The sequence below is a fragment of the Aquimarina sp. AD10 genome (assembly GCF_003443715.1).
GTDB lineage: Bacteria > Bacteroidota > Bacteroidia > Flavobacteriales > Flavobacteriaceae > Aquimarina > Aquimarina aggregata.
On record NZ_CP031965.1, the window covers coordinates 3,607,991 to 3,629,087 of the forward strand.

Consider the following 21,097-nt stretch of genomic DNA (forward strand, 5'->3'; position numbering starts at 1 on the left):
ATTGCATTTATGATATGTTTATAAAAAATTAAGTTGGCTCATCATTATCTTCTATTCTTTTAATAAAATATGAAGGATAAACACCTGTTTTTTTATAGAATGATTTAGAAAACGCATCTCTAGTATTAAATCCACATGATTCGCTTATTGCCTTAATAGTATATTGTCGTAACGTTTTATCTTCATTTAATTTAGAGATGATATAGTCTATTCGCAAGTCATTTATATACGTATTAAAATTTTTTTGCCTGTAGTGATGTATAATTTTAGATAAATATTTTGGATTTGTTTCAAAATCTTTTGCCAGAAAAACACAAGTAATATCAGGTTTTAGAAAACATTCTTTCTCTTCAAAATTAATCAAATCATGTAACACTCTATTTACTATTTCTTTTGGTATTTTAAAAACATAATCTTCTTTTGATACTTTTGCGTTTTCAGATTTTTGTGCATTATCTAAAGAATTAGCGTTTAAAAATTCTTCAAAATTTTCTTGATTAATTTTATGCCTATCGTAATTAAAAAGAAATAAACCAATTGCTAATAACACTGTCAAAAAGATAACTATTATTAGCATTGTGAAATTTTTATTTTCTAACCCACCAATAATTTTATCTTTTTCGAAGAGTAACTCTAGAGTAGAATACTCTTTATCCATTTTTTCTTCTATATACGTATTATTAATTTTTGTTAAACTATCAAATTTTAATAGCTTTTCTATATAGACTAATTCTTTATTAAACTCACCTTTAGATTTGGTATATTTTATTAAATGCTCATACGTTTTTCTGATTTTTTCTGACGGATTTTTGGTTATTTCATGAATGGAGTCAACTTTCTTGAAATGTATCATAGCCTCTTCTTCATTTCCCTTATCTAACTCTATTTCTCCTAAATAGAAATGACCCGTAATTAAAAACGATTTATCGTCTATCCCTTTTAAAAATGTAATAGACTTATGAATACTATCATAAGCCTTATCATAATTATTACTATAAAATAGATTTACACCTGCATTAAGTATTAGTCTATTATAAATCTCTTTACTATTTTCTTTTGCAAGTTTAATTCCTTTATTAATAAAAATTGATGAGGAGTCGATCTTGTTTGCCTTCGTATATGTTTCACTTAATATCACTATAGACGATAGGTAGGAATATATATCTTTTGATTTCTTATCTTTTTCATATTCATAACATTCTTTTAAAACAAGTAGTGCCTCATCATAAAAACCGATTTTGGCTTTTATTTCTCCTATATTATGTTTTGTAATATATATATACTCGGTATTACCCGTTTTGTGAGCAAATTTTAAGGCTAGAAGATAGTTATCTAACGATTTCTTATAATCACCTTTTTTATAAAAATGTCCTCCTTTAAATGAATATGGAACTGTAGGGAAAAAATTATGTCCACTGTACTTACTTAGATGTATTGCTTTATCTAGCATTTCAAGCTTTGTGGTTTCATTTTTTTGATAAAAGTGCAAAAAACTATACGCCTGAGCGATCTTAATTTTATTCTTATCTCGAATACCTTTTTCTAAAAAAGCATTTAAATACACTAAAGACTTCACAGTGTCTTTAGAGGATAGTTTATACGCATCGTATAAATCTTGATAAGTAAATTTTTTTAATGAATCTTGTACTACCTGATTATTTTCTTGAGAATTTATGATTAAACAACAAAAGAAAAACACTATCAAACAAAAGTTTAATTCTTTAATTTTCATAGGCTTTAAGGTATAATTTCAATTAAGTTGGTTTTAAAAGAAAAAGAATCTCATGTCCCTTAACGCAATACTTCGAAAACCTAGCTTAAATAGTCTTTTTTTTCAAAAATTTACTTGGGATTACAGTTTATTTGAGGAATCATCTATCTATGGGAAGAATCATAAATTTAGTGGTTTTAAGTTGGTTTTAAGTTCCTTTTAAATATCTAACAAACTATGCTTTAATAGTTATTCAAAATGTTAGGCACCATATCAAATACTTATATGATTATTAACATTATTTATACTAAATATGCATTTTAAAAATTCATTGATTTGCATATATTCAATACTATCGTTAATAATACAAGGAATTATCTAATAATCGTTTGAAAATCATTTTTATTACTTCTTGACCTCGATTAAAAAATTATACCAATATAGGAAAGATACTTTTTGATTAAGAAAACAGAGCATAATTCTAATTTAAATAAATTAGGATGCTGTACGTCGTTTAAGATTTTCTTTCCTTACATCATCTTTTCTTAAAAATTAGTTAAATGTTAAGCTTGCTTTCTAGAAAACAAGTCAAAAACTGCGTCTGTTTTCTAGAATACGTGCTATGATCTCTAAATTTTATACTTCACTCAACAAGTTCAATATACCTTTGAAATCCGATATTAACCAATACTAAACTTTAAATTTATTACATGAGAAACACAAACAGTAAATTAAAAATCAATAAGATAAAGGTATACGCATTTAAAAACTTAACGACTATTCGAGGAGGAATTAATAATAAAAATAATATCAAAAGTGATGTCCCACAATGCCCTGTTTGTAAGTAATAACTAGTTTGCTTAAAAAAAATAACAATTAAGAATCTTAACAATGCTATTCTATACTATAACATATTAAAAAATAAGAAATATAAAGGTGAACTACTACAAGGAAAAAACAGTAATTCTCTTCTTTTCAAAAAAACTTTAAGCACTTAAACCTTTGAGTCATCTAATTGTGGTAATAAATCTATCTGGATTTCACATCATCTCTATCAATTATACAAAAAGCATTATTGATCAACTATAGAAATTCAACAATCATAGTATTGAATTGCACATATGGTTAATCTAAAACTAGATGCTTTGATTATTTAACATAGATACTTCTACACAAAAGCATCTACATATAACCCTATTAATTATGCCTTGTAAAATTTTACATTTTGATAATTGCCAAATGACTAAACTAGGTTTTCGGCAAATTGCCAGTGAATACTCTCATGTAGATTTCACAATCAACTATGAGAATAGTAATAACGAATCAATATCAAAAGTTCTAACCCAGCATAATCCAGATATTTTAGTCATCAATTTAGATACCATACCTTATAAAATTGTTAGTTTAATCATAAATTACAATACTAAAAATTTAAAAAAAATAAAAACTATCCTTGTTTCTAATTTTATTTCTAAACAAGTATTCGAATCTTTTTATACTAAGGGTATTCTTGGTTTTCTGTATCTAAACTCCAAAAAAATAGAAATCATAAGTTGTATAAAAAAAGTATGTGAGAAAAAGATTTATATAAGTAATGAATTTAGAGAGAAAATAAATCAATACAAAGATGATCATTATTTTATTAAGAGTAGTTTTAAAACACTTACTCCAAAAGAAATTCAAGTTATCAAATTTATTATTTTAGGAAAAACCAGTAGTGAAATAGGTGAGATTTTACATAATAGTAAACGTACAATCGAAACACACCGACAACATATTGCAGAAAAATTTGATATTATGGGGCAAGGAAGATTATCACTATTTTTAATTGAATACAAGTCTCTTATTACTGCCTTACTTAATGAGGAAATAGAGATTTCTGGTTACTCATAATTATATTCTAGTTGCATAAGCAAGAAAGTATTTAAACCAGATTATTTTATGTTTCCTGATTTTATAATTTTAGATTTGATTAATACTCTTTAAAAACTCCTTTATCTTCTTGGTTGAATCGATATTGGCTTTATGGTTTGCCTCTTTAGTTCCACCTAAATCAAACCTTTCGTCTAACAAATGCCCTGCATTTTTATAATTAAAATGAGTACATAATGGTCGATTGATATGATTAAGCTTATTTAATTTTGTACAAATATATCCAGCCATCATTTCTGATGGCCAAATAATATCTAGACTTCCACTTAAAAGTAAAACTGGATTTTGAATCTTATCAAAATCTATCGTTTCCTTATTAGAATCTTCTAAAACTTGTAGTGATCTCATATACAAATCAACCAATTTTTTTGGAGCTTCGTTCTGTATGACAAAAGAGACAAATGGTAAAGGTTTTTTATTAATGCTCCAGCTAGAATTAGGCTTTCGATGCCAGTTTTTAATAATTCCAGGCCATACTGCAGAGCTTGGACCTATCGCAACTACACCTTTATAAATTTGATCGCGCGACGATAAAATTAAAGCCAATTCTGCTCCTTTTGACCAACCCGCCAAAATTAGACCATCTTTTCGAATTTCATTTTTTGATAATATCCATTTTTTTGTATTTTCAAAATATTCTAAAGGTATCATTTCTAATTCACTAGGAAGAAATTTATTGAAATTAAAATATGCCAAGGACAGTACGGCATATCCTAATGAAACAATTTTTTCTGCAAGATATGTCGGTTTGCCACCCTCGGATCCACCAAGAACTACAACAGCATAATTCCCATCTGTATTTGGTGGATAATAATCTGCTATAAAACCAAACTTTTCGAAATCGTCAATCCTATCAATTGTGAATTCATTATCTCTTTTATGTAAAGTTGTTACCATTATATTTTGAGAATACGTTTTTTATTTCTTTACCCGTTCCTGATCATTTCTTTGTTTCCATTGCTGCCACCAAGCGGTAAAAGCCTGCGTGCGGTATTCATCTGCTTGAAACGGGCCTGGTGTATAATATAATGAGTTTACGCCTTGCTGGGTTTCTTCAACTAATGTAATATCTTGTTGTATGGTTGTGTTCCATAACCACGTGAGTTCCTCGACAGGAGCTTGAAAATCCTTAGAGGTTAACCAGATCAATTCTACCTCGGTTTGCATCGTAGACTGAGGTCGAATACAAAACAGCACTACATAATCAACATAAGCCATGTAAAATAAAAATGGTCCTATTCCTCCAAAAATTGCTCCACCTTCTAGTCCATCGGCACCTCCCAGGGTAGCCCCCATTCTTTCACCTATCTTACTAGCTGTCTTTCTACCTCCACCAAGAGGCATACTTACATTAAAATTGAATAAATCTTCATCCATTTCAAAATCACGATCTTGAGGAGGTACCCACCCTTTAGTATATGCTTGAGAACGCCAATTAAAATCATCTTCTAGATATAAATCATCTCTACCATTTTCAAATTGATTAATAAATCCTTTTACCTCGGATAATTCTGGATGATTAGGTGCGCAATGCCAACACTCTAAAAAGTTCTCTACCCATAGTTTCCAGTTTGCTTTTACAGTATAGGTTTTTCTTTCTCGAATTTTTGCTTCTTCTAGTTTTAAAACACCCAAAACAGCATCTAGCTTTTGAAGCTGCAGATACTCCTTATTACGTCCATGATAAAAAACCAATCCCGCTGATTCTTGAACCTGCAATTTGCGTAAGCATAAATGTCTAAAAGAATGGTTAGATTGATCTCCTCTGGCAACAATCAATTTACCATCTAAGTCATAACGCCAAGCATGATATGGACAAACAACAGAATTGAGTCCTCGTTGTTGTGGTTCTAAATCACACGTCTTTTCTAACAATCGTTTACCACGGTGGCGACAAGTATTTGCCATTGCATTAATAACTCCTTCCTTATCTCTAACTACGATAATACTCTCTGATGCAATATCGGTTACAGAATAATTACCTTTTTCTTGTAATAAGCAACTTGGCGAAGCCATTACGGGTAAGTATCTAAATAAGGTATGTCGTTCTTTTTTAAAAATATTGTCATCGGTGTATGCATGTCGCGGCAGTGACTTTACAAATTCGGTTTCTGTATATACGTCAGTATTAAAATTCTCCATGAATTCTTTTTTTTAAAGAGATGATATTATAAAAATCGTGAGTGGGCTAATAATTCTTCAACTGCCCTAGAAAATAATGGATCAGAATGTAAATTTTTTAATTTTTCGCGCCAGTCACTAATTGGCATAAAATCATGTATTGATCGTATTTGCGTTCTGGCACTAGCTATGATAACACTGGGATTCTCTGGATAATTTGACAAAAGTTCACGAAATGCCTTATGTGCTTCAATGCCATTAGTTCGCATAGCAATAGCATGACCTGCACTACGCAATTTTAACACATAGATATATGCATTAAAAATTGCAATAGACATTTGATCTATATTTCGAGATTTTGACCAATCGATGGCCACCAAAGCTTCACTTCTATAAACAGAACCTGCATTAGGATCTTCTCGGTTATTGCCCAAAACAATGAGTAATTTTATTAAGGCCACCAGTCCCTGGTCATTCCTGTACGCTTGTACTCTTGCAAATGGTAACCAAATTGCAGCTGTTTCTTTATCTTCTTCTGCTAGAACCTGAACAGAAACATCTGTTAAAGATCTATCTGAGGGTGGATTAATTATTGCAGCTTTGGTTACAAAAAACTCAGTATCAATTTTCCAGAGATCTACAGAGAAAATTTCTTTCATAACGACAGCACTCCTACCCTCTCGCAATTGTGATTTAAGAGAAGACCAGTTATTTACTAAAAAAGACAATGATTTCTCTTTAATAATTTTGGCAATAAGATGGGCCGCTAATTCATGAACTCTCAAATCCTGATCAGACAAGTCTGAAGAGTCACTCTTAGTTGGAATAATTTTCGAAAAATAAGGATCATTACTCCAATCAGTCTCTACAAGTGCAGCAAGACTAGGGCGATCCCAATATTTTTGTTTTTGTAGAAATTCTTCATTCTCATTAAAACGATGTTGTAATAAAGTTGCCAATCCTTCATCTAAAAATAAAGACCTTGACATTAAAGAGCAATGTGTAATTTCATGCACCAAAAGTGATTTATCTTGTAAGGCATTTTCACTGGCCGCAATAAATCCAAAACCATTAATCCCAGTAATGGCATGAAGTGGCGTACCTTCAGTACAAATTTCAATGATCAATGTTGGCGCAGATATATTTAATTGCGTACCCACCCATTTTCTGGCATATTCTATTGTTTTTATTTCAGTATCTGATAAAGACCGTTCTCCTAATGAAAACAAATCGTCTGTTACTTGATATAGGCTTTTTAATCCATCTGCCAAGTCAAATGCCAAATCTAACCAAGCTCCTTGTGCTCCTCGATTTGCCAATTGTTCTGCAGCATCTCTAGCCTCTCCCCAAGATTTTTGAGCGGCAAGAACGCATAGAGATTTAAATAATTCGTCTGGTTTTTTTTCTATTATAGTATTCATTTGTACTAGAATTTTGTGTGTTTTGATTAGTTGATAAAAGAAAAATAGGTTTCTACTATTTTTATTTATGTCCTACAATAAAACTGGTTAAAAAGGTTTCATCAACCCCATCGATTTTTAGAAACTCACAAATCTCATTATCATATGCCCCTCCCCAGGCTAATGTTCCTAAGCCCATTCCGGCACTTGCTAATCCGAGTTGTTGTAGTATACCTCCTGCTTCAATTAAACTAAAGCGATATCCTAAAGCTCCATATTTATCTAAGCTTCTTTTTAGAACTCCTGTTAAAAAAATGATCGCTCCGCAATCTTTACTATATTCTTTATGATCTTGTAATGATTCTATAACTTTGACTTGTTTTATACAAGAGTTAACCATTGTAAGGTTGTGAGTTTTTGGTGCGTAGTGGTATGCTTTCCATTCTGTATGTGTATGATCTGGTCTTAGTACATATATTTCTACTGGATAAAGCCCTCCTGCAGATGCATACGTTCTAAAAGTAAGTTGTGCTTTTTTATTTAAATCTGGTATATGATATCTGGTCACTCTCAAACTTGATAATAGATCAGAAAGTTCTTGATCTGATAAAGGTGCAGAATTAAAAGCTCGACAAGATTCTCGTTTCAGAGAAACATTTTCAAATGACATGTCAACAGGCCTTGCTTCAGGTAATGTCATTTCCGGTTTTAAAAAGTAGTTTTTGTTATTTCGAGAATCTGAAAATATTTGTGCTGGATTATAAAGGTGGTTAAATATTGATCTATCTAACATAGGTCTCATAGTATGAGATTGTTTTGTATTCTCATGAAAAACCTCTACTATATTTTGTTGTTCTTCTTTATAAATCATCCCAGTAGATGTTTCCTCTTTTTTTAAATAGTAACTGATAGTCTTTGAATTCATAGCATGAAATTTATAGTAATAGTGATAAAGTAGTTGGCCTTATCTATTTTGGTTAGTAATAGGAGTTGAGTTTATTAAGGAAAAGGGTGAATTTCCTGATTTATGGGCGTATTCAAATCTTTTTCTTTATATGCTAAAAATTGATTAAAACGTCTCCTATCAAGAGGTACTCTGCCAAAACCGCACCACATAGGCTGTAAACTTGGAATGACAGCTCTTGTAACTCGTAATCCTAAACTCGCTACATCTTCTGGAGAAATATCGATTACATAGGAAGGATGTCCTAGATCGTCTAAAAGATTAACGATTGTTTTTTGATCATGAACATGATCAGGAGTGGTACTAGGTGTAAATTCTAGTCCATCTAATAAAGTGGATCGCTCAGTAGAGCTCCAGAAAAATTCTGCTTGATGTTCTCTACCTTCTTGTAAATAGTATAATACGTGATCAGAAAAAGCTTTAACATCTTGCTCCTCTACTCTCTTATTCCATCTATGCATTTCTATACACCAGTTAAATGTATGAAAACACTCTACGACTGCTTTACGTAAAGCAGTTTTAGCACATAAATTAGTTGAAGCTCCCAATGCAATCCCTGGTTTATCGGGGTGTTTTGCAATGACCAAAATAGTAGGTACACCTAATTCTGTCGTGATATCACCAAGGAATAAATCTACTCCTTCATGTTGTAGTAGTTTTTGCAAATCAGGTGACGCGCAAGCTATGGCTTGATCAAGATTTATCTTTTTTGCAGGTTGGCGCGCTGCCCAGTGCAATGCATAAGCATCTCGTTCTATCACTTCATATAGACCTGAACAAACAGCCCATTCTTCTGTAGGACCACAAGCTAAACCCGTACTATAGGAATCGGTCAAAAATTCGCTTTTATGTTTATTATCATATGCAAAATATGCTAAGGATGCAGGGAAGTATATATTTTTCTGATCCCCTAATCGTTTTCCTATGGTCCAACCAATAGGTATTTTAGGATCATGTTTTTCATATTTAAAATTAGGATCATTGTATTGATCTCTACTAAAAAGAATAAAATCGTTGGGGTCAACAAAACTATCATTGTCTAATTCATTAGACGCTGCCCAAGTAATAAGTTGAGGATCATAAATTGCTCCGGCATATCGTTCTATCCCTTCTCCTATTGCAGACCAAATAGCCGATACTCTATCCAGAGCCGCACCAGCGGATTGTTTTCCCATCTGAAAACGTTTTCTACTTTCTCCTTCTTGTGAAACTATAAAGGGGTCTTGAAATTCTGTGATAGCAATAAATATATCAGGCTCATCTGGCATTAACGGAATTTCTTTTATATAGCGAATAATACCATATTCTAAATCTAGTACACGATCTAGCAATTTAAATAATTTAGGATCCATCATTTTTCTTTTTGTAATTAATCTAATTGTCTATAATAAATTATCCTATCTATTATAATTGATCGCGAATAGCTCTCAATGGTTCGTTTTCATAGTTACTGCATACTCGACAACGAGGAATTCGTAAAATTGGAGAATGTTTGATGTTTAGTAAAACAGGATCAACAGTAATCATTGTTGACGGTTCAGATAAATCATAGTTTCCACTAAGTATGGTAAGAACCTGTCTTGTAAGTAAAGCTCCCGCCATTTGATCTAGAACTGGACCACCGTTATAAACGGGTAAGTCATCACGTCCTGATGATCTATACGCAAGTAACTCATTAGGAAATAGGCTAGAAGCCAATTCTCTTTGATGCGCACAGTTCAAACAAGCTGTTTCTCCAGGAACTACAAATGGTCCTAATTTAAAACTACGATGAAACCATCTAAAAAATAATATAGGTTGCTTATTTTGAATCGCTTTTGCATTCATCTTTTGTAAAAAATCGTGATCTTCTTGATCGCAGATCACAATCATTAAAGGGAGCTTATCTTCCGAAATTGAAAATTTATCTTGATCATCTATTATCTTAATTCCTGCTTGTAATAATGAAGTTTTTGAGACACTTGCAAGCTTACCTTCTCCCATAATAGTTACTGAAGTAGGATTCTTACCAGTAGCCACTTTACCTCCAGACACACCATGTTGATCAATTAACCTCTGAATTTGAAAATTAGAAGCATTATCTTTATGTATCAACAAACCTCTTGTATGTAAAATCTCTTTGATTTGTTCAGAAATACTCTCATCAACCTTAATATCATTTATTGATGGTGTTCTTAAAACCTTAAGCGCATTTAATATATCATTGGCATGTTCATCAAATGTGATATGCTCTCCATCAGGTTGACGAAGTTGGATTCGTTTTTCATCAACTTTTACCCAGTGAACATCTGGATGTAAAATTAGATTTTGTTCTTCCATATATCTTGTGAGACTAAACAAATGGTCTCGTTTTTTGGATTACAAACCTTATATGCTTTATTTATTAAATATAGTTTTCTAGTATTCAGTAAAAATCAAAGGAGTAATCAGTTAAAGCTATTTTAAAATGATCGTCTTATGGTTAGCAAACCATACCAATAGTTAAAACTATCGGTATGATTATGTGCTAATTAAGATTACTCAACGATACCACAACTAGAAGAACAACATGTACATGCTCCTGCAGTTAATGATTCGTCAAACTCAGAAACTGTTGCTACAGCTTGTGGAGAAGAGTAATGACTAATAGTTTTAGCCTCAGCTACACCACTAGAACAAGAACTACAAGCTCCTGCTGTCATTGTTGCGTCAAAGTTTGCAATAGTAGCAACTGCTTCTGGAGAAGAATAATGACTAACTGTTTTAGCTACGATAGCTCCTGTTTGAAAATTTACATTTTTCATGATAAAAAAATTTGTTGTTAATAATTAGTCATAAAGAAAATGATACTTTGTAATCATACTCTAAGTGTATACACGTATATCTTAGTTGTTTTCAAAAAAAGCTACACATTTCTTGATTTTTTAACATACTCGCAACACTATCAATTTTATTAAATACTTCGTAAGTAATTAGAGAAGACAAGTGACCTATACTACCTATTTTTCTATGGTTTTTTAAATCTATCAAGTCTTTGTACTTTAGAAGAAAAATTAACTCATGTATATCAAACGAAATATTGGATGGGGACTTATTCTTCGTTTTGCCTGGAAAAATATTATCTTCTTTACTATATATACAGCTGGTATCTTTTCTATGTATCATTTTCTTGACTGGAAATTCATTGATATCCCATTTCAGCCTCTTACAGTTATAGGTATTGCTGTGGCTTTTTATATTGGTTTTAAAAACAGTCAGAGTTATGATCGATTTTGGGAAGGCCGCAAAATTTGGGGAGGAATCGTAAATTACTCCAGAACTTGGACCAATCAGGTATTAAGTCTTGTTAATGATGATCATGAAACAAAAAAAATTCTCGTTTACCGACACATCGCATGGATCAACGCCCTTAGGATCCAGTTAAGACAACCCACTTCGTTTAGTATTAAAGAAAATATAGCAGTAGAAAAACTTTTCAAAAAACATGCAGAGCAAAAACCAGCTTGCGATGCCACAAAACACTTTGTTTCTCCAGAAGAATACAATGACCTTCTTCAAAGAAAAAATCCAGCTACACATCTTGTGAAAAATCAAGGATTGCATATTAAAAAATTATTAGAAGAAACTAAAATCACAGAGTTTGACAAACAACTTTTTCATAATACCTTAGAAGAATTTTATAATCTGCAAGGTAAATGTGAACGTATAAAAAACACCCCTTTTCCGAGACAATATGCATATTTTAGTACGCTTTTTACTTGGATTTTTGTTCTCTTACTGCCTTTTGGATTACTCAATGTTTTTGAGATTGAGTTAAATGAAATGTCTCATCATATAAAACCATGGTTTATTTTCTTAATGATTCCTCTATCTGTATTAGTTGCATGGATTTTTCTTACTATGGAAAAAATCGGAAGTAATAGCGAAGATCCTTTTGAAGGTAGAATTAATGACGTACCTATGACTGCTCTATGCCGAACTATAGAAATTGATCTTAGAGATATGTTAGATGAGAGCAATCTTCCAGAAAAGGAAAAACCAAAAGATAACATACTATATTAGTCATAAATGCCATTACTACAATCAAATTACACTCCAACATTTTTATTCAAGAATGGACATGTATCAACAATTTTTCCTAATGTTTTTAGAAAAATAAAGGATGTTACACAAAAAAGAGAGCGCATTGAACTACATGATGGAGATTTCATAGATATTGATTGGAGTTATACTATATTCAAAAATGTTAAAAAAGTCGCGATTATTGTTCATGGTCTAGAAGGTAATGCCCAAAGACAGTATATTCTTGGTACCGCCAGACATTTAAATCACAACAATTGGGATGTGATTGCTGTTAATTTAAGAAACTGTAGTGGTGAAGTAAACCGACTATACAGATCATACAATGCAGGTGTAAGTGAAGATATAGATCAAATCATAAATCATGTCATATCGAAATATTCATATACAAACATATCTTTATGTGGATTTAGTTTAGGAGGTAATATTATATTAAAATACCTTGGTGAAGATCGACAATTAGCTCCACAAATTAAGGCGGCAACAGCAATATCGGCTCCTTGTGATCTTCACGATTCGTTACTAGCAATAAACAAGACTAAAAATATTATTTATGAAAAACGTTTCATTCGACACCTAAAAGAAAAATTACTTGAGCGACAAAATGTATTTCCAGATAAAATTACTGTTGAGGAGATCACGACATGCAAATCTTTAATGGATATTGATAATCTATATACCAGTAAAGCACATGGATACAAAGATGCTATTGATTATTATACCAAATGTAGTAGTCTTCAATTTTTAAAGAATATTAAAGTACCCACTCTGGTTCTTAACGCTAAAAATGATTCTTTTTTAGGTGATCAATGCTATCCAATTGATGAGGCTAAAAAAAATGATCACCTATTTCTTGAAATTCCTGATTATGGTGGACACGTCGGATTTTATCTTCCTGGAAAGGCATATTACAATGAACAAAGAACTCTTGATTTTTTTGAAAAACAAGGGGGTTAACCTTCTAGAAATGAAAGATTTCTCCTACCTAATTTCAGTATTAAACAATAGTTAAGTCTTTGTTAAGGCTATATAAAGTGATTATATCCCACTTAATCGAAAAATTTTTTTTTATTAGGAATATTTTAAGAGTTTTGGCTGTTTTCTATTAATTATTCAATAGAATCAAACTAACACGAACTCAAACTGAACTAAAATGAAAAAAATTTACAGAAGTCTCAATTCTATATTGAGCTTCAAAGAGGGCGACCTCAACAAATGGGGTATACTTGTTTTGATAACAATGGTGCTCTTTACGAACGAAATCTCTGCACAAACCGCAGATCAAAAATCAAAAATTGCCCAACAAAGTAACCTAGCCAAATTAGGACAATTAGAACAATCTTATGCTCGAAAAGCTGCATTAGAAAAGAAAGAAGCGATACAAATTGCCAACAAAAATGGATGGCAAATAAAAATGACTAATGAAGATGGTAGTTTCTCTGAGTTGCAGAAAATAGACCAAGGGTTACCTATTTACTTCACTACATTTAATGCTGCTGCTGCTAGATCAACTAGAGCAAACCATCTTAATTCTGGAGGGTCTTTAGGGCTTAGTCTTGATGGGCAAGGAATGACTGCTCACGTATGGGATGGTGGTCATGCCAGAGTATCGCATCAAGAATACGATGGACCAGGTGGTAACAATCGTGTTACTATAAAAGATATCGCTTCTGAAGGAGGAACAAGATTAAATTTTCATGCTGCACACGTAACAGGAACTATTTCTGCATCTGGAGTTAGAGCTGAAGCAAAAGGCATGGCACCTCAAACCAAAATAGATGGATACATGTGGAATAATGATATTGCAGAAGCTACTACTGCCGCTGCAGATGGAATGTTATTATCTAACCATTCCTATGGTTTTAGAGGAGATTTAGTTCCTGACCAATACTTTGGAGCATATATTGATGAATCAAGAGCATGGGATGAAGTAATGTTTAATGCACCATTTTATCTAATGGTAGTTGCCGCTGGTAATGATGGTAATAAAGACACTTATAATGCGGCCCCTCTCGACGGTAATTCTTCTTACGATAAATTAACCGGGCATTCTACATCAAAAAACAACTTAGTTGTTGCCAATGCGCAGGATGCAAACGTGAACACTAATGGTACTTTAGTAAGTGTTTCTATAAATAGTTCGAGTAGTGAAGGGCCTACTGATGATTATAGAATTAAACCTGATATTACAGGAAACGGTACTAATGTGTTTTCTACTTATGAAAGTAGTAATACTGCATATAATAGTATTACTGGTACATCAATGGCCTCTCCAAATGTTACAGGATCACTTTTATTAGTACAACAACATTATAATAACCTGAATGGTAATTTTATGAAAGCTGCTACCCTTAAAGGTTTAGCTTTACATACTGCCGATGATGCAGGTCCTTCTGGTCCTGATGCTGTGTATGGTTGGGGATTATTAAATGCTAAAGCCGCAGCCGAAACTGTAACTACTAATGGAAATGAATCTAAAGTAGAAGAATTAACACTAACGAATGGTCAAACGTATACAATTACAGTAGATTCTGATGGAAGTAGTCCTTTACTAGCATCTATCTCTTGGACAGATAGACCGGGTACTGCAGTTACTGCTACAAATTCTAATAATGCTGTTTTGGTTAATGATTTAGACATTAGAGTTTCAAAAGGTGCTACAACATACAGTCCTTATAGATTGACTGGTATTACAACAAACGGAATAGGTGATAATAAAGTTGATCCTTTTGAAAGAGTAGATATTGCTAATGCATCAGGAACATATACGATTACTGTTACTAATAAGGGAACTTTAACTGGCGGGAGTCAAAATTTCTCTCTTATCGTTACAGGATTAACAGGAACTCCTGTTGTTTGTAATGCAACAGTTCCAACAGGTGTTAATTCATCTTCTGTAGCAGGAACTACAGCTACAGTTAACTGGACCGAGATAGCAGGAGCATCATATGATGTTAGATATCGTCAAACCGGTGCTTCTTCATGGACAACTTTAGCAGCTACAGGTACTTCTCAAGTACTTTCTAGTTTAACTCCTTCGACATCATATGAAGCCCAAGTAAGAAGCAAATGTTCTGACGGAACTAATTCTTCCTACAGTGCTTCTGTTGGTTTCACAACTACAGCAGTTCAATTAAACTATTGCGCATCTAATGGTCAAAATGTTTCAGACGAGCATATATCTAATGTACAAATAGGAACTATTAACAATACCACCGGTGCCGGAACTGGAGGGTATAATGATTTTACAGCAACTTCTACAAGTCTTGCAAAAGGAAGCACGAATACCATTTCAATCACTCCAACATGGTCAGGAACAAAATACAATGAAGGATATAGTGTTTGGATAGATTATAATCAAGATGGTGATTTTACTGATGCTGGTGAACAAGTATGGTCCAATTCACCTTCACAAACTACACCTGTAAGTGGTGACTTTACAATTCCTACATCTGCTAAAGACGGGAATACTAGAATGCGTGTATCTATGAAATACAATGCTATCCCTACATCATGTGAGTCTTTTCAATATGGTGAAGTAGAAGATTATACTATAAATATTACAGGAGCAACAGCAGACACACAAGCACCAACTGTTCCAACAGGTTTAGTTGCATCTGCAGTCACAGAAACAACATTAACATTATCCTGGACGGATGCCACTGATAATGTAGCTGTTACAGCTTATGATGTTTATCAAGGTACTTCTAATCTTGGATCTGTAACAACAAATACTGCAAATATTACAGGGTTAACAGCTAATACAGCATATCAATTTAGTGTAAGAGCCAAAGATGCTGCAGGAAATGAATCCGCAGCAAGCACGACACTAAATGTAACGACTGCAGGAAGTACTGGTACAGCTTGTACATCTGGAGTATCTACTTTTCCGTATAACGAAGGCTTTGAAAACACTCTTGGTGCATGGTCACAATCTACAGCAGATGATATCGATTGGTCAGTAGATGCTAACGGGACACCATCTAATGGAACCGGCCCGGCAAGCGCAACACAAGGGTCTTATTATATTTATGTTGAAGCTTCTGGTAATGGAACGGGATATCCGAACAAAAGAGCAATTTTGACTTCTCCTTGTTTCGATTTAACAGCAACAACTCAAGCTAGTTTTTCCTTTAGCTATCATATGAATGGAGCCGCTGATATGGGAAGCATTGCCGTTGAAGCGAGTACAGATCAAGGATCTAATTGGACAAGCATTTGGAGTCAAACAGGTAGCCAAGGTAATTCCTGGATAAATGCCACTATAGATCTTAGTTCATATACAGGTGGTGGAGTTCAGTTGCGATTTAACAGAGTAACGGGAGCCACATGGCAAGCAGATATTGCTATCGATAATATATCACTTACAGATACTAGTAGCACTCCTGTCAATCAATGTGACGGTGTTGAAGCGTATAGCAATACTAAAGCATATCAGGTTGGCAATAGAGTAACCTTTCAAGGAAGTCTTTATGAAAGAACAGCAACAGGTTGGACAAATCTAGGGTCTTGTAGTACTACAAATTCTTTTGTCACTACAACAGATTTAAATGGCCCTCCTGTTACCAATCTCTCAACTAAGATTTCTGTATACCCTAACCCAGTAATGGGCCCAACTATTAATGTTCTTACACAAGATACTAGCACAAAATCTTATGTTATATATAATATATTAGGACAAACAGTAGATCAAGGAAGATTTAATACATCTATTGATGTTCAGGCTTTAGAAGCCGGATCGTATTTTATCCAAGTAGGCAATAAGAATGCACGTTTTATTAAACAATAAAACGAACACATAAACAATTTAAAAACCTCCAATCTAATAGATTGGAGGTTTTTGTTTATTAGTTTTCTACCTAAACTATAACAGATGTTATAGTTTTATAAATCATTTAAATAAGTAAGCTTTATAGTAAATTCTAACCATATAAATAAGTATTTTTGAGCAACTAACATCACACATAAACTCTTAATACCTATGAAATTAATTCCTCCTTACCACAAAAAAGAATTTCAGTATTTAATTTACAAGACAAAATTATTAGCCCGTCATTCAAAGGCCTAATAAATGCTTTTACAGGTTACTTTAAAATAAGTTTCAAACTGTCTTGTTTATAGATCTATTTACTACATAAATATAGTACTACTTGTAAGTCGAATTCTAGTTTTTGATTAGCGAATTATGCACATTAAATAACGAATACTAGCTTTCGAGGATTTATGCGCAAAGTAGGCGCTACTTTCGGTCTTGAACTCAACTTAATTTTTTATAACGGCTATGAAAAAGAATAGTGACTCTTTAAAAAAATCTATTCAAATTCATGATGTTTCATACAAATTAGATACTATTTAAAGTAAAATGTTTGCTCGGCAATCGATTATTTTACTTTTTAAACCAAACTCAACTATTAATCTTTTAACCTAATACAATGAAAAAAACTCTAATTACTTTAATGCTGTTTACCTGCTATTGCGCAATAGCACAATATAATGCTTCAGCTCCATGGATGGCAGAGCTCGAAAATGAGAAAAAAACATCTGGAACAGATGAAAAAATTACCTTTGACGAAATTACTACTGCATTTGACAACTACTGGAAAAATCGTGATCACACTAAAAAAGGAAGTGGATACAAACCATTTATGAGGTGGAGAGAATACTGGAAAAATGCTGTATTACCTGACGGAACATTACCTTCTCCAGCATATTTCTTTACTACTTCAGATACAAAAAACAAAATGGCACTTGCTAAAAATGGTAAGGCCGCATCGAGTTGGACGCCAATGGGTCCTTTTGACCATAATCAAGCCTCTTCATGGTCTCCTGGTCAAGGAAGAATTAATGTTGGAATTATTGATCCAAACAATGCAAATATTATGTATGCTGGAGCACCAGCCGGAGGAATTTGGAAATCTACTAACAAAGGAGTTAACTGGTCACCGTTATCAGATAATTTATCTCAAATAGGAGTTTCCGGTATTGCAATAGATCCTAAAAATTCTAATATAATTTACATCGCAACAGGAGATGATGACGCCAGTGATAGTTATAGTATTGGAGTTCTTAAATCGACTAATGGAGGTGCTTCTTGGTCACAAACCGGTTTAAAGTTTACAAATACACAAACTACAGCAAACGATATTTATATCGATCCTAATAATTCAAATGTACTTTGGGTAGCCACCAGTGTAGGTGTATATAAAACTACAAATGCAGGTACTAACTGGACAAGAACATTACAAGGAAATATTAAAGACATAAAACTTAAACCTGGTAACACAAATGTAATATACGCGGCAACAGCATCATCCTTTTATAAATCTACAAACGCAGGTGATAGCTTTTCAAAAATCCAAAGTGGACTACCTTCAAGTTCAGGAAGACTAGTAATCGATGTAACTCCTGCAAACCCAAATTACGTATATGTACTAAGTGCACGCCCAAGAACTTCTAGTTATTCTTTTCAAGGATTATATCGCTCAACAAATAGTGGTACTAGTTTTACAAAAACAGCAGAAACTACAAACATTTTTGAAAGCTCTCAGGCATGGTACGATCTAGCACTTGCAGTTTCTGATAAGAACGCCAATACTGTCTTTGTAGGCTGTTTGAATGTTTGGAAATCTACAGATGGCGGAGGTAACTTTTCTAAAATTAATAATTGGTCTTCTCCAAGACAAGCAACATATACACATGCTGACATACATTTCTTAAGATATTATGATGGAAAACTTATTTGTGGAAGCGATGGAGGAATTTATATTTCAGAAAATAACGGTCAAAGTTTTAAAGACCTTACCAAAGGATTGCAAATAGGACAGTTTTATAGAATTTCTGTAGCAGAAAATAGTAGTTCTGATCACGTAGTTGGAGGTTTACAGGATAATGGTGGTTATGCTCTTAATGGGAATGAGTGGAATAACTATTACGGTGCCGACGGTATGGACTGCGCAGTAAGTGGAAACAATGATAATACATATTACGGTTTTATTCAAAATGGACAAGCTCTTTATGTAACTACGAATAGAGGAGCTAGTCAAAGGCAAGTTGCAAATGGTCCAGAAACTGGAAATTGGATTACACCATTAGTATCTGATAAAAATGGTGTTTTATATGCTGGGTATTCTAGTTTTTATAAACTAAACGGAAGATCTTTCCAAAAGTTAACTAACTTCAATTTTGGAGGAAAGATTGATCATATAGAACTAGACCCTATTAATGCAAACATTATGTATGCCGCACTTAAGAAGAATCTATTTAAAAGTACTAACAAGGGTGCAAACTGGACAAGAATCGAAACTTTTCAGACTAATATCTCTTCGATAGAGGTTCATAATGATAATAACCAAATCGTATACGTTTCTACAAGTGGTTCTAGTAATGGAGGTGTTTTTAGATCCACAAATCAAGGAAGTAGTTTTACAAATATTAGTGGTAATCTTCCTAACGAAGGTAAATTTATCGTAAGACATCAAAAAGGTACAGAATCTATTTATTTAGGTACATACCTTGGGGTATATCATAAAAATGGAAATAATGATTGGCAAGATTATTCTCAAGATTTACCAAATGTAGCCGTTCGTGACTTAGAAGTTAATCTTAAAGATCAAGTACTTCTTGCAGCAACTTATGGTCGTGGTGTTTGGAAAGTTCCTCTTGCAAACTCAACAAACCCAGGAGACACACAAGCTCCTTCTGCTCCAACAAATGTAACTGCCTCTTCGATTACAGACACAAAACTAGTTTTATCATGGACCGCTTCTACAGATAATGTAGCAGTTACCGGATATGATATTTATAGAGGAAATACAAACCTTGGATCGGTTTCGGGAACAGCAACTACAATTAATAACCTAACAGCAAATACAACCTATCAATTTAGAATAAAAGCTAAAGATGCAGCGGGTAATGAATCTGCATTTAGTACTACTATAAGTGCAACTACTACTGGTGGTGGTACAGGTAATGGATGTACATCAGGCATATCTTCATTTCCGTATAATGAAGGGTTTGAAAACACTCTTGGTGCATGGTCACAATCTACAGCAGATGACATCAATTGGTCTGTAGATGCTAGTGGCACACCATCTAACGGAACTGGACCTGCAAGCGCAACGCAAGGATCTTATTATATTTATGTTGAAGCCTCTGGTAACGGAACTGGATACCCTAACAAAAGAGCAATTTTAACCTCTCCTTGTTTCGATCTATCATCAACAACCCAAGCCAGTTTTACATTTAGTTATCATATGAACGGTGCTGCAGATATGGGAAGTATTGCTGTAGAAGTCAGCACAGATCAAGGTGCAACTTGGACAAGTATCTGGAGTCAAACTGGTAATCAAGGAAATTCCTGGAAAAATACCATTATCGACCTTAGTTCATACACCGGTGGTGGAGTTCAGTTACGATTTAACAGAGTAACAGGAGCTACATGGCAAGCAGATATCGCTATTGATAAAGTATCGGTGACAAATACAATTGCTTCAGCAGATCGATGTGATGGTATCCCACAACATAGTACATCAATTTCATATCAAACAGGTGATAAAGTAGTGTATCAAGGTAATCTATGGGAAAAAACAGCAACAAGTTGGACAAATCTTGGTGCTTGTGGAACTCCTGCAGCATCAATTGCCTCTGGTATAACACCAAAAGCGCCTCCTACTTTAGTAGATAATGGATTAAGAGCATATCCTAATCCTGTAAAAGATGCTATCCTTACTATTATCACAAAAGACCTTGGACCTAAACCATATACAATCTATACGATATTAGGTCAAATAGTAGATCAAGGAAATGTTACAAATACTATTAATGTTGAAGCCTTAGAGGCTGGATCTTACTTTGTTAAAGTAGGTAACCAAAACGCTAGATTTGTAAAAGAATAATAAGAACATACAACAC

Annotated in this window: 14 protein-coding genes; 6 read left to right on the forward strand and 8 right to left on the reverse strand. The window is 33.2% G+C overall.

The features are described from left to right. Positions 1-28 precede the first annotated feature (28 nt). On the reverse strand, positions 29-1,732 hold the full coding sequence (locus D1816_RS14980) for an AraC family transcriptional regulator (protein ID WP_118503860.1): 1,704 nt from the start codon (positions 1,730-1,732) through the stop codon (positions 29-31). A 689-nt stretch (positions 1,733-2,421) separates the two neighbouring features. On the opposite strand from D1816_RS14980, the gene D1816_RS25750 reads away from it, so the two are divergent. Both D1816_RS25750 and D1816_RS14985 read left to right on the forward strand, forming a co-directional pair. Continuing rightward, complete coding sequence (locus D1816_RS25750) at positions 2,422-2,559, forward strand: hypothetical protein (protein WP_158597725.1); 138 nt, start codon at positions 2,422-2,424, stop codon at positions 2,557-2,559. Between the two features lie 355 nt (positions 2,560-2,914). Next, positions 2,915-3,604 (forward strand): LuxR C-terminal-related transcriptional regulator, encoded by a 690-nt coding sequence (locus D1816_RS14985; RefSeq protein WP_118503862.1) that lies wholly within the window; start codon positions 2,915-2,917, stop codon positions 3,602-3,604. A 69-nt stretch (positions 3,605-3,673) separates the two neighbouring features. Here the strand turns inward: D1816_RS14985 and D1816_RS14990 are convergent, their stop codons facing one another. The 7 genes from D1816_RS14990 to D1816_RS15020 all read right to left on the reverse strand — a co-directional run bounded on the left by D1816_RS14990 (position 3,674) and on the right by D1816_RS15020 (position 10,911). Next, positions 3,674-4,540, reverse strand: coding sequence for an acyl-CoA thioester hydrolase/BAAT C-terminal domain-containing protein (locus D1816_RS14990; protein ID WP_118503864.1), 867 nt, complete (start codon positions 4,538-4,540; stop codon positions 3,674-3,676). Between the two features lie 21 nt (positions 4,541-4,561). Continuing rightward, positions 4,562-5,785 carry an aromatic ring-hydroxylating dioxygenase subunit alpha gene (locus D1816_RS14995; RefSeq protein ID WP_118503866.1) on the reverse strand — a complete coding sequence of 408 codons (1,224 nt, stop codon included), beginning with the start codon at positions 5,783-5,785 and terminating at the stop codon, positions 4,562-4,564. Between the two features lie 26 nt (positions 5,786-5,811). After that, positions 5,812-7,185: a hypothetical protein gene (locus D1816_RS15000; protein ID WP_066319986.1), complete on the reverse strand. Its 1,374-nt coding sequence runs from the start codon at positions 7,183-7,185 to the stop codon at positions 5,812-5,814. Positions 7,186-7,246: 61 nt separating this feature from the next. Further along, positions 7,247-8,089, reverse strand: a complete 843-nt coding sequence (locus D1816_RS15005) for a SagB/ThcOx family dehydrogenase (RefSeq protein WP_118503868.1) — start codon at positions 8,087-8,089, stop codon at positions 7,247-7,249. A gap of 74 nt (positions 8,090-8,163) precedes the next feature. Continuing rightward, positions 8,164-9,480: a YcaO-like family protein gene (locus D1816_RS15010; protein WP_158597724.1), complete on the reverse strand. Its 1,317-nt coding sequence runs from the start codon at positions 9,478-9,480 to the stop codon at positions 8,164-8,166. Positions 9,481-9,532: 52 nt separating this feature from the next. Further along, positions 9,533-10,447 (reverse strand): TOMM precursor leader peptide-binding protein, encoded by a 915-nt coding sequence (locus tag D1816_RS15015; protein ID WP_118503873.1) that lies wholly within the window; start codon positions 10,445-10,447, stop codon positions 9,533-9,535. Between the two features lie 197 nt (positions 10,448-10,644). Then, entirely contained in the window at positions 10,645-10,911 is a 267-nt protein-coding gene (locus tag D1816_RS15020) for a hypothetical protein (protein WP_066319973.1), read from the reverse strand. 256 nt (positions 10,912-11,167) lie between these two features. Here D1816_RS15020 and D1816_RS15025 point away from each other — a divergent pair, with 256 nt between their 5' ends. From D1816_RS15025 to D1816_RS25755, 4 genes are all read left to right on the forward strand, one after another. Continuing rightward, complete coding sequence (locus tag D1816_RS15025; RefSeq protein WP_118503875.1) at positions 11,168-12,169, forward strand: bestrophin family protein; 1,002 nt, start codon at positions 11,168-11,170, stop codon at positions 12,167-12,169. A 6-nt stretch (positions 12,170-12,175) separates the two neighbouring features. Further along, positions 12,176-13,144 (forward strand): YheT family hydrolase, encoded by a 969-nt coding sequence (locus tag D1816_RS15030; protein WP_118503877.1) that lies wholly within the window; start codon positions 12,176-12,178, stop codon positions 13,142-13,144. 196 nt (positions 13,145-13,340) lie between these two features. Next, complete coding sequence (locus tag D1816_RS15035; RefSeq protein ID WP_118503879.1) at positions 13,341-16,976, forward strand: S8 family serine peptidase; 3,636 nt, start codon at positions 13,341-13,343, stop codon at positions 16,974-16,976. A 643-nt stretch (positions 16,977-17,619) separates the two neighbouring features. Further along, complete coding sequence (locus D1816_RS25755; protein WP_120702408.1) at positions 17,620-21,081, forward strand: fibronectin type III domain-containing protein; 3,462 nt, start codon at positions 17,620-17,622, stop codon at positions 21,079-21,081. The last annotated feature ends 16 nt before the right edge of the window (positions 21,082-21,097 follow it).